The sequence below is a fragment of the bacterium genome, from assembly GCA_026129405.1.
Classification (GTDB): domain Bacteria; phylum Desulfobacterota; class Binatia; order DP-6; family DP-6; genus JAHCID01.
Genome location: JAHCID010000012.1, coordinates 106,378 through 117,723 on the forward strand (window position 1 = coordinate 106,378; position 11,346 = coordinate 117,723).

The window sequence follows — 11,346 nt, forward strand, 5'->3', positions numbered from 1 at the left end:
CGTGCGCCTGTCGCGTTCCCTCGAGCAGAGCCTGTCCCTGGCGGTCCGCGAGGCACGCCGGCGACGGCACGAGTTCCTGACCCTGGAGCACGTCCTCTGGGCCCTGCTCCACGACGACGCCGTCGCCCGCGTGGTGCGTGCCTGCGGGGGCGACTCCGAGAAGCTGCGCGCGACGCTGACCGAGTGGCTCGACACGCTCGAGGTCCTGCCGGAAGGCCTCGACCGCGCCCCCCAGCAGACGCTCGGGTTCCAGCGCGTCCTCCAGCGCGCCGCCCTGCACGTGCAGTCGTCCGGCAAGGAGGAGATCGACGGTCCCGACGTCCTCGTGGCGCTCTTCCGCGAGCCCGACTCGCACGCCGCGTTCCTGCTCGGCGAGCAGGGCGTCACGCGGCTCGACGTCGTGACCTTCCTGTCGCACGGCATCGCCAAGGTGCCCGACGATCCCGACACCGGCGACGCCAGCCCCGGCGATGCGCCCGACGACGACGAGGAAGGCGCCGGCACGGCGCGCGATCCGCTCGCCGCCTACACGGTCGACCTCGTGGCCAAGGCGTCGGCCGGGCGCATCGATCCGCTCATCGGGCGCGACCGCGAGCTCGAGCGCTGCATCCACGTGCTCCTGCGCCGGCGTAAGAACAACCCCGTCTTCGTGGGCGACCCCGGCGTCGGCAAGACGGCGATCGTCGAGGGCCTCGCACTGCGCATCCATCACGGCGACGTCCCGCCGCCGCTCGCCGACGCCACGGTCTTCGCGCTCGACATGGGCGCGCTGCTCGCCGGCACGAAGTTCCGCGGCGAGTTCGAGGCCCGCCTGAAGGCGGTCCTGGCGGCGCTGCGGCAGCAGCACAACGCGATCCTCTTCATCGACGAGATCCACACCGTGGTCGGCGCCGGCGCCACGCACGGCGGCTCGATGGACGCGTCGAACCTGCTGAAGCCGTCGCTCGCCAACGGCGAGCTGCGCTGCATCGGCGCCACGACCTTCCAGGACTACAAGCAGCACTTCGAGCGCGACCGCGCCCTCGCCCGCCGCTTCCAGCGCATCGATCTCGTCGAGCCCTCGGTCGCCGAGACCCACGCCATCCTGCGCGGCCTCAAGAAGCACTACGAGGAGCACCACGCCGTCAGCTACACCGACACCGCCCTGCGCGCCGCGGCCGAGCTGTCGGCCAAGCACGTGCAGGACCGCTTCCTGCCCGACAAGGCCATCGACGTGATCGACGAGGCGGGTGCCGCCGCGCAGGTGAAGGGCGGCGGCAAGGCGCCGGGCAAGGCGCGCAAGACCATCCGCCCGCGCGACATCGAGCACGTCGTCTCGACGATGGCGCGCATCCCGCCGCGCCAGGTGACGACGTCCGACCGCGAGCGCCTCGAGACGCTCGACCGCGACCTCAAGCTCGTCGTCTTCGGACAGAACGCCGCCGTCGACAGCGTCGTCTCCGCCATCCGTCTCTCGCGCGCCGGGCTCGGCCAGCCCGAGAAGCCCGTCGGCTCGTTCCTGTTCGCGGGTCCCACCGGCGTGGGCAAGACCGAGCTCGCGAAGCAACTCGCCCAGTCGCTCGGCATCGAGTTCCTGCGCTTCGACATGAGCGAGTACATGGAGAAGCACACCGTCTCGCGGCTGATCGGCGCGCCGCCGGGCTACGTCGGCTTCGATCAGGGCGGCCTCCTCACCGACGGCATCCGCAAGACGCCGCACGCGGTGCTCCTCCTCGACGAGATCGAGAAGGCCCATCCCGACCTCTTCGGCATCCTGCTCCAGGTGATGGACCACGCGACCCTGACCGACGCTACCGGGCGCAAGGCCGACTTCCGCCACGTCGTCCTCATCATGACCACGAACGCCGGCGCGCAGGAGATGGCCGCGGCGGCGATCGGCTTCGGCGCCGTGTCGAACGCCGACAAGGGCAGGAAGGCGCTCGAGAAGCTGTTCAGCCCCGAGTTCCGCAACCGCCTCGACGCCATCGTCCCCTTCGCGCCGCTCGAGCCCGAGGCCGTCGAGCGCGTGGTCGACAAGTTCATGGCCCAGCTCGAGGCGCAGCTCGCCGAGCGCCGCGTCGCGCTCGAGCTGACGCCCGCCGCGCGCACCTGGATCGCCAAACGCGGCTACGACCCGGCGTTCGGCGCCCGCCCGATGGCGCGCGTCATCCAGGAGCACCTGAAGCGCCCGCTCGCCGACGAGGTCCTGTTCGGCCGCCTGCGCGACGGCGGCGGCCGCGTCGAGATCGACGTGCGCGAGGACGACGCGGGCCTCGCCTTCACCTATCAGCCGCACAAACCGCCGACGCCCGCCGCCGTCGAGACCGAGCCGGCGTGAGCCCGCGCGACTGGTACGGCATCGGCGGCGGTGCCGTGCGCCCGGGGCGACCCGGATGCTCCGAGATCCTCCCCTGGCTCGTGGTCGGCGAGTATCCGAACTACGACGACCTCGCCTGGCTGCGCGACACGCACGCCGTCACCGCGATCCTGAGCCTCCAGTGCGACGCCGACCTCGCCAGCAAACGCCTGCGCCCTGCCGACGTCGCCGTCGCCTGCGCCGCCGCCCGGCTCGACTTCGCGCGCGTCGCCTGCCCCGACGGCGACCTCGAGCTGCTGACGGCGCGGCTGCCCGACCTGGTCGAGCGCCTGCGCGTCCTGCGCGACGGCGGCGCCCGCGTCTACCTCCACTGCAACGCCGGCATGAACCGCGCCCCGACGGTGGCGATCGCCGCGGTCCACGTGCTGGACGGCCTGCCGCTCGCCGAGGCGACCGCGTTCGTGAAGGCCCGGCGCCTCGCGGTGCCGTACCTGCGCGCGCTCGAAGCCTGCTACGGCCGCGCGCCGTCGCCCTGATCCGCGCCGTTGCGCCCGTTCGCCGCCGGCGTGCACAGGTGCAGCACGCCGAGCTCGACGAGCCCGGGCGCGTTCAGCGGATCGAAGCGGAGATGGACGATCTCCTCGCCGGCGTCCCACACCGCGCGCCGGTCGCTCTCGTCGATCAGCACGGTGTAGTCGTGCCACTGGCCGTCGCCGGCCACGATCGGGATGCGCAGGCTCTTGTCCTCGGAGAACGCCTCCGAGGCGCCGTGGCTCCAGAACACCTGGGCGAAGAGATCGCCGCGCGCTTCGCAGCGCATGGCGAAGCGGATGACGCGCACGTCGCGCGCGCGGAAGGGTCCCGCGGTGAAGACGAACGCCGGATCGTCGTGCAGCACGCGGTACGCGGCGCGGCCGCGCGTCCGCCCGACCAGCTCGAGCCCGTCGTTCGGCGACACCGGAGCCGACGCCTGGCCGAACGGGAGCGCGCGCACCGTCCGCCACCAACGCGAGGCGACGCGCTCGCGCGCCCAGCGGCGCAGCGCCGTCGGCACCAGGCCCGCGACCCGGACGTACAGCCGGTACCAGGCCCGCCCGTAGTGCGGCAGCGCCGGCGGCAGCGCGACGGCCGCGGGCGCCGGAGGGACGGTCGAGGGCTGGCGGTGCAGCGTCACCAGACGCAGGCGATCGTCGGCGTCGAGCGCGCTGGGCCGCGGCCCGCGCCCGAGCAGGTCGCGGTAGACCGGCGCGTACGCCGCCGCCATCTCCGGCAGCGAGCGGTGCCGGTAGCGCTGCGCGGCGCGGGCGATCGTGGCGAGCGCCCCGTCCTCCTCGACGAGGCGGGTGAGCGCGACGACCGCCTCGTCGACGTTGCGCACGACGATGCCGGCGCCCGACGCGTGCACACGCTCGGTCAGCGCGCCCTGGTCGGTCACCACCACCGGCACGCCGGCGATCAGCGCCTCCGACAGCGTGTACGAGAAGGTCTCCGGCCAGGGCGGCAGGAAGACGACGAGGTCGATGTCGGCTGCGGAGAGGCGCTCGCAGATCTCGTCGCGGTGGTAGCGCCCGTGCAGGTGGAGGCGCGAGCCCAGCCCCAGCGCGCGCAGGCGGTCGGCGAAGCCGAAGCGTTCGGCCTCGCCGAAGACGTGCCAGGCGAGCGGCAGATCGCGGGTGCGGGCGATGAGCGGCTCGTAGTGGCGCGAGCCCTTGATCGGGTAGGCGATCTCGCCGAGGAGCGCGATGTTGAGGGGCCGGCGGCGCGGGTCCGGCGTCGCCCGCCGGGTCGGCTCGAGGTAGCCGTGCGGCTCGACGACCCAGCGGGCCGGGTCGGCCGGCTGGAAGCGTGCGACGATGTCGTGCGTGCGCTGCGCCGGGAAGAAGACGCGCTCCGCGTGCGCGAGCAGCGCGCGGAACTCCGCGCGGTGCGCCTCGCGCCAGGCGAGCGGCTGCTCGACCGCCTGCCCGAACACGGCGAAGGCGTGGCGCAGGCAGGCCTCCGGGTCGGGCCCCTCGCCGGGCGCGGCGAGGCAGCAAAGGCGGTCGCTCGGCGCGTCCCAGAGGTTGACGTTCGGGCACACCGGATAGAAGTCCTGGAAGGTGGCGACGAACGGCACGCCGAGGTCGTGCAGCTCGCGCCACACCGACACCGGCCAGCCGCACAGCTGGTGCAGGTGCGCCGCGCCCACGCCGAACAGCGGGACGATCTCGCGCATCGCCCGCGTCACGTCCGCGCGCGCGAGCTGGAAGCGGCGGCTCGGCTCGGCGAGCGGCAGGCGATAGTGCACCGCGCCGTCGAGGTCGCCGTCGAATACCTCGGTCAGCGCGATCGCGTCCCACTCCGGCGCCGCCACCACCACACGCGGCAGCCGCAGCGCGGCGACCAGGTCACGCACGTGATGCTCGGTGCCGCCCGCCGGATGGTCGAACGAGGCGTGCAGGACGCACAGCAACGCCGGCACGTCGGCGTGCGGACGGCGCAGCGCCAGGCGGATGCTCCCCTGCACGGGTGCGAGCGGATTGGCCTCGACGAAGGCGGCCACGCGCGGGAGGTACTCGGGATGGCGCGCGTGTAGGGTCGCGAAGTGGCTGCGCGTCAGCTCGTCGGCCGCCTCGGCCCCGAAGGACGCGTGGCCGGCATGCCACACGAGCACGTCGTCGGCGCAGCGACTCGGGAATCCGGCCGCCCGCGCACGCTCGCAGAGGTCGTTCTCCTCGCCGAAGCCGCGCCCGAACGCCTCCTCGTCGAAGAGCCCGACGGCGTCGCGCACCGCCGCGGGCACGTACATGCAGAAGCCGTGCGCCGTCGGCAGCGAGGGTCGAAGCAGCGGGCTCGCCCGCCGCACGAGCGCGGCGAAGTCGTCGAGCTCCCACCCCGGGGGCAGCGGGTTGGGCCGACACCACTCCGGCACCGAGAGGATGGTCGCGTTGTTCGAGAGCGGCGACACGAGCGCGGGCGCGTCGCCCGCGTAGGCCGCCGCCTCGAGCCCGTCGAGGAAACCCGGCGTCGCGATGGTGTCGCTGTTCAGCAGGACGACGTCGCGCTCGCCCGCGGCGCGCATGCCGCGGTTGGCGGTCCCGACGAAGCCGCGGTTCTGCGGATTGCGCAGCAGCTGCACGCGCGGCTCGCGCGCAGCCAGCGCGTCGAGCCAGGCGACGAGGGTCGCGTCGGTGCTGGCGTCGTCGACGGGAACGAGCCGCCAGTCGCCCGTCGCGTGCGCGAGGACGCTTTCGAGACAGGCGATCGTCTCGGCGCGCGCATCGTGGATCGGCACGACGACGTCGATCGGCCGCACGCGCGCCCGCGCCGCGGCCGGGGGACGTCCGATGCGCCGCAGCGCCGCATGGACGACGCCGTCGGGCGCGACGCCGAGCTCGACGAGCGTGACGCCGAGCGACGGGCCGAGACGCGCCAGCGCGACGCGGGCGCGCCCGCGTCGCCGCGCGCCGTCGCCGCGAGCAGCATGCCGCCGGGCGAGCGCCGCCACGGGCGGCGCCAGCGCGGCCGCGTCGGCGGCGTCGAGCGCGACGTACCCACGCGAGCGAGCCCGGCCGGGCCGACGCGGCGGCGGCCGCGTCCCCGCCGACGCCGCACGCGTAGCGCGTGGTCATGCCGGCGGCGAGTCCCGCCGGCTCGCACGCCGCGAGATCGGCCAGCAGCACGCAGCGCCCGAGCGTCACCGGGCCCGGCGCGTCGGCGGGATCGAGACGCAGGCGTCGCACCACCCCGGCCGCCGCCCATCCCGTCTCCGCGAGGTCGACGACGAGCGTGCGCACGGCGCCGTCCGCGGGGATCGCGACGCGCAGGCTCGCCGCTTCGCCGAAGCCGCCGCCCGCGTCCCAGAAGAGCTGCACCGTCCCCTGCCCGTCCCCCGCCTCGAGGCCGACGCGCAGCACGAGCCAGCGCCACGCGGCCGCCTCGAGCGCGACCGGCGGGCTGGTGAGCGAGGGATCGCCCCCCTCGGCGACGAAGCGGCCGGCGTCGCGGCGCGCGAGCTGCTGGCCGGTCCAGCCGTCCCAGCCGGCGGCGTCGGGCGCGAGCGCCGCCATGACGCCCGGCCTCAGTCGCGGAGGACCGCGGGCCGTGCGCGTCGAGCGTCGCGAGCACCGCCTCGGCCGCCTCGGACGCGACCGGCTCGACGACGACCGCGCCCGGCGGCGCCGGCGGCGCGACCGGCACCCGGCGCGCAGGAAGCCCCACGCCCGCCGTGCCCGCTCCGCCGCGTTCGGCGCCGGCGCCCGGCGCGCGCCCGCTCCTCCGGCTCGAGCGACAGCGGCGGCGGCTCCGGCCCCGTCGCCCGGCCCGCGCGCGGCGCGAGCAGCGCGGCCAGCCGGCCCGCATGCGCCGCGAAGGTGTGATGGTGCAGCACCGTCGCGCGGGCACGCCGGCCCACGGCGTCGCCCTCGACGGGATCGAGCCCGCGCTCGAGCGCGTCGACCCACGCGTCGTGGCCCTCGGCGAGGAAGCCGTCGACGGCCGGCGTGATCGCGTCGCGGAACGCCTCCACCGGGCTCGCGACGATCGGCAGGCCGAGGATGCCGGCCTCGAAGAACTTGAGCGCGCTCTTGCCGTCGGTGAACGCGTTGCGCACGGCGACCGGGGCCACCGCGAGCGCGCAGCGCGCCAGCGTCCACGGATAGACGCGCCAGTCCTGGTACGGGATGCGCACCACCTGCGCCGCGACCGGGCGCAGCGCCGGCGGCAGCTCGACGAAGCCGCCGAGGTGGAGTCGGCGCTCGGGGCGGCGCGCGAGCACCTCGGCGAGCGCGGGGCCGATCGCCTCGAGGTCGCGGTCGTGCGTGTTCGAGCCGGCGCCGTACGTGATCGCGGTGCGGTGGCGCGGCCGCAGGCGCAGCAGCCGGCGCGCCGTGGCCTCGTACTCCGGCGGCAGCAGGTTCGGGTGGACGTGGGCCGGCTTGCCGAGCGCTGCCGCCAGCCGCGCGAGCGCGGGCGTCGTGCCGAGGAACGCGTCGCAGGCGTCGAAGGTGCGCCGCAGGCGGCCGAAGCGCTCGTGGTACTCGCGGCGCGCCGCCGGCGGCAGGTCCACGAGGAAGTGCAGCAGGGGCTCTACCGAGGGATCGAAGATCAGGTCGTCGATCTCGAAGACCAGGCGGGCGCCGGCCGCGCGGGCGGCGTCGACCACCGCCGCCACGGCGTCGCTCCAGCGCAGGCGGAAGAGGACGACGACCGAGTACGCCGGCAGCGCCGCGCGCAGCGCGGGATCGTGCAGGTGGTAGACGTTGGCCGGCACGCCCGCGGCGCGGAGCTGCTGCACGCCGTGGCGACAACGGTAGCGGTACGAGGCGTCCCAGTCGTCGGTGACCCAGCAGACGCGCAGCCCCACGGCCGCGCCATCAGGCACCCCGTGCTCCCTCGCTCTCCCGGCGGTACGCGTGCAGCCAACGGACCGTCATGGCGGAGGTGCGACTACCAGATCGATCCCGCGCCCGCCAACGCACGGGGCCTGGGGGCACGTCGCCGCCCGGCGGCCGGCGGTCCCGGCCATCGTCGGCGGCGAGGACCCGGTCTGCATGACCGCGTTGCGGGAACGCGCGTCGACGTGACCCACGAGCTGCCGGCATCCCGTGCACAAGGGGATGCCGCCGAGGGACGACTCGATCTGCATGACGATCTCGGCGGACGCGATGAGCTCATTCTCGAGCTACGCTTGTGCGCCACGAACGAGCGGATCGTCCGCTGGTCACCGGGAATGGACTGGGGCGGCGTTCGAGACGATCCGACGCACCTCCGCGCCCCTCAGCTCCTGCTTTGCAGCGAGACGATCGGCAACGGCCTCGATCGTCTTCCAACGTAGCGCTACCAGTCGTTCGGTCCTGGCCGTGAGACGTTCGAGGACCAGATGACGGTCGAGGCCGAGCAACATGCCGACGTGCTGGTTGACCCGCGGATTCACGTGCCACGCGCCGGGTGGCGGCTTCGCCACCCGCACCCGGCCGCGCTCATCCACGTGGCAGGCGAGGTCTACCATCATCTCCTGCTGGACGAGGCGCTGCCAACGCCTGTTCTGGAACGTGACGCGCATTTCTTCCGCCCGTCGGCTCATGTCCGGTCGCGGACAGACGACGAAGAAGCGCTGGACACGATCGACGCGGTGTCCGGAGAAGGTCGCGAGAACCGCGTATGCAGCCGCAGCCAGGCTGTAATGGCGCTCGAGATTTCTTCCCTTCACCACCGGCGGGGGCATCGGTGCGATGGCACGCCGCTCTGCGACGCGTGCCTCGATCGCAAGGTGGAGGATACGCTCCAGCCTCCGCGCACGCTCGGGGAAGGCTGCGTAGAGCACGTCCAACTGACAGTACCGATGTCCCCCGAAGGACTTCCACGCTCGGCGCGGGTCGTTCTTGAAGTGCCCATCCCACAGGGCCGGGATGTGACGGAGAACGTCGGCCTCCCTGACGCCGATCAAACGAGGCGACACGAAAACCGGTGCCCACCCCGCGGACGAATCGCGGTGGCTCGATCGTGGCCGGAGCACGATGCGCGCCCAGAGCGGCACCGACGCCGCGAGCGAGCGCGGCATCCGCTCCGCCTCGTAGCGAACGCCACGGAGCGACGTCCGTTGCCTGACGATCTTCCAATCGACGAGCTCGAGAGTGGTCACACGTACCTCCAGACGGCGCGCGCCTTCGCGCGACATCCCACCTGCCGTGAGAGACGGCTCGGATCGGCCGGAACCTCTACGCAATTCCCTTCCCCGCCGTGTCGTACAGCCGCGCCGCCTCGCGGAGAGCGGCGCCGATCTCGGCGCGCAGCGACGCCGGCTCGAGCACCTCGACGAACGGCCCCTGCGCCAGGATCCAGTTCTTGAGCTCGCTGGTGCCGCGCACGGTCATGGTGAGGCGCGCGCCGCCGCCGGCGTCCTTCAGGACACGCTGGGTCGGGTGGAGACGTCGCGCCGCCAGGAGACGCGCCGACTCCTCGCCGTGGAGCCGCAGCACGACCTCGGTCTCCGGCCCCTCGACGATGCCGAAGGTGCCGTCGAGGTGCTTCTCGGGCGAGTAACGTCGCGGGTAGTCGAAGCGGAGGGGCGTCATCTCGGCAGTGACGATGCGCTCGACCGCCAGGTAGACGATCTCGCGATGCCGGTGGCTGCGGCCGATGACGTAGAGCCCGCCGCGATAGAGGACCAGCGTGTAGGGGGCGAAGTCGTGGACCGTCGTCTCGCCGCCGCGCCAGAGTCGAGCGTACTCGATTCGGAGGCGGCGCTCCTGGACGAGGGCCCGCACCAGGACGTCGAGGGTGGCGTCGGCGTCACGGTAGTCCTTCACGGCGTACGACACGGTGTAGAACTTCCGCTCGAAGGCCTGGAGGCGTTCCCGCCGCGCCGGCGGCAGCGTGCGGCGAAACGCTTCCCACAGGTCGTCGACACCCTCCTTGAGGACGGTGCCCTCGAGGAAGCGGAAGACCGAGAGCGCGAAGTAGAACGAGAGCACCTGGTAGGCGGTCGAGTCCACGTCGCGCGCGGCGCCGCACAGCCGGACGACGCGCCGGTCGCCGCGCTGCACGGCCTCGAAGACCGGATTGCCGCGCTCGTCGACCAGCTCCTTCCGGCAGGCCGCCAGGTAGCGGAGCAGCGTGCGCTCGGAGATGCCGAGCTCGTCCTGGATGGCGGCGAAGGACCACCCGTGCGGACGTGAGAGAAGTCCGTAGAGGACGCGGGCCATGCGGGTGGCAGAGGTGTAGGTGGCGGGGCGTGACTTCGGGCGGCGGGCGGGCATGGCCGTCGTCATGGCGCATTTCGGGACCGGTGGGCACGATGCAGCGAGTCGGGACGTCCGCGGTGATGGACGTCACCGTCGCTCGATGGTGCCCCGCCAGGTGGCGCTGCAGGTGAACCCGCCGCAGCTCGCCGTGAACTCGAGGGCCGCGGCGGCCACGGGCGCGAAGCCGAGCACGGCGAAGGTCGACTGGGCGCAGCACGAGCCGCTGCACGAGACGTCCGTGACGCCGCCCCACCCGTCGTCCAGGATCACGCCGTTCCACGGAACGAACCCGCTGCCGAGATTGCCGGCGATGTTGGTGCCGACCTGGCTGGTGACGCGGATGCTGGTCGTGAAGAAGAACTGATCGAGACCGCAGGTGTCGGACACCCGCGAGGCGTCGAGGAACCAGGTGCCGCGGACGTTGGCGATGGGCGGAAGCGTGCTGGTGGTGGTCGTCGTGGACGACGGGAGACGCACGGTGGTGGTCGTGACGGGCACGGCGCAGAAGGCGGCGATCGCCGCGCCGCGGCTCGGCCGGGCGACCGCGCGGGCAGCGCGCCGGCACTCGCTCAGGCGCGCCGTGGCGCAGCGCTTCCGGGCCTTGCGAGTCGAGAGGCCGCCGCACTCCACGGCGAGCAGCGTGGAGCAGCCGAGCTTGCAGTCGCGCTTCAGACCGGCGAGCGCGGCGGCGGGAACGAGCGTGAGTGCAACGACGAGGGCGAGCGTGCGGGTCATGGCGGGGTCCTCCTGCACGCGGAGAGTGGCAGCTGGGAAAGTCAGCGGCTGACGGTGCGTGGGATGAACGCACGTGCGCCCCCCGCCCTCGCGTTGGTCTGGTCGCTGCCCTGCCCACCCCGCCATGCCGCCGTGCGAGCAGGCGGCGAAGGCAACGTACGCGGGCATCGTGGACGAGCCCGTCACGCCGCGCGACGGCTCGTGGCAGGGCCGCCGATCATGCCCGACGCGCCGATGCGTCCCGAGCGCCTCGACGGCGGACAGATCGTGCTTGGCGTCCTCCTGCCCGGCGCCGACGACGCCATGTGCTACCCCGGCGAGCTGGCGACGCGGACGTTCTGGAGCCGGGGGGACCCCGCCGCGGAGCGTGCGCTCGAAGCGCCCGGCTCCATACCCCGCCCGCGTGCCCTGCCCCCGCGCAAGCCGAGAAAACGAGAGGCGGGCAGGCCGAACCGGGCCGACAACGCCCGAGGGCCGCGCTCGGTCAGCTTCCCAGGGCTGTCCTTCCTATTCGTCGCGTCGTCACGAGCGGCGCGGGACGGCGCCCCCCCCCGCCCGCCCCCCCCCCCCCCCCCAACCCCCCCCCCCAAA

7 protein-coding genes are annotated in these 11,346 nt (G+C 73.8%); 2 read left to right on the plus strand and 5 right to left on the minus strand.

Annotation, left to right across the window (positions count from 1 at the left end):
* The first annotated feature begins 1 nt into the window (after position 1).
* Both clpA and KIT14_25740 read left to right on the plus strand, forming a co-directional pair.
* Positions 2–2,317, plus strand: a complete 2,316-nt coding sequence (gene clpA / locus KIT14_25735) for an ATP-dependent Clp protease ATP-binding subunit ClpA (protein ID MCW5893920.1) — start codon at positions 2–4, stop codon at positions 2,315–2,317.
* On the plus strand, positions 2,314–2,832 hold the full coding sequence (locus KIT14_25740; GenBank protein MCW5893921.1) for a dual specificity protein phosphatase family protein: 519 nt from the start codon (positions 2,314–2,316) through the stop codon (positions 2,830–2,832). The genes clpA and KIT14_25740 overlap by 4 nt, the downstream gene beginning before the upstream one ends.
* Here the strand turns inward: KIT14_25740 and KIT14_25745 are convergent.
* From KIT14_25745 to KIT14_25765, 5 genes are all read right to left on the minus strand, one after another.
* Positions 2,808–5,783, minus strand: coding sequence for a glycosyltransferase (locus tag KIT14_25745; protein ID MCW5893922.1), 2,976 nt, complete (start codon positions 5,781–5,783; stop codon positions 2,808–2,810). The genes KIT14_25740 and KIT14_25745 overlap by 25 nt on opposite strands.
* A gap of 573 nt (positions 5,784–6,356) precedes the next feature.
* Positions 6,357–7,658, minus strand: coding sequence for a glycosyltransferase (locus KIT14_25750; GenBank protein MCW5893923.1), 1,302 nt, complete (start codon positions 7,656–7,658; stop codon positions 6,357–6,359).
* A 339-nt stretch (positions 7,659–7,997) separates the two neighbouring features.
* The gene (locus tag KIT14_25755; protein ID MCW5893924.1) at positions 7,998–8,918 is read right to left on the minus strand and encodes a hypothetical protein; all 921 of its coding nucleotides are present in this window, start codon (positions 8,916–8,918) and stop codon (positions 7,998–8,000) included.
* 76 nt (positions 8,919–8,994) lie between these two features.
* Positions 8,995–10,047, minus strand: coding sequence for a WYL domain-containing protein (locus tag KIT14_25760; protein MCW5893925.1), 1,053 nt, complete (start codon positions 10,045–10,047; stop codon positions 8,995–8,997).
* Positions 10,048–10,107: 60 nt separating this feature from the next.
* Positions 10,108–10,755, minus strand: coding sequence for a hypothetical protein (locus KIT14_25765; protein ID MCW5893926.1), 648 nt, complete (start codon positions 10,753–10,755; stop codon positions 10,108–10,110).
* Between the last annotated feature and the right edge of the window lie 591 nt (positions 10,756–11,346).

Bases quoted from the DNA above. Each gene is read 5' to 3' on its own strand.
- KIT14_25765 (MCW5893926.1), bottom strand. From the start codon at position 10,755: ATGACCCGCACGCTCGCCCTCGTCGTTGCACTCACGCTCGTTCCCGCC.
- KIT14_25760 (MCW5893925.1), bottom strand. From the start codon at position 10,047: ATGACGACGGCCATGCCCGCCCGCCGCCCGAAGTCACGCCCCGCCACC.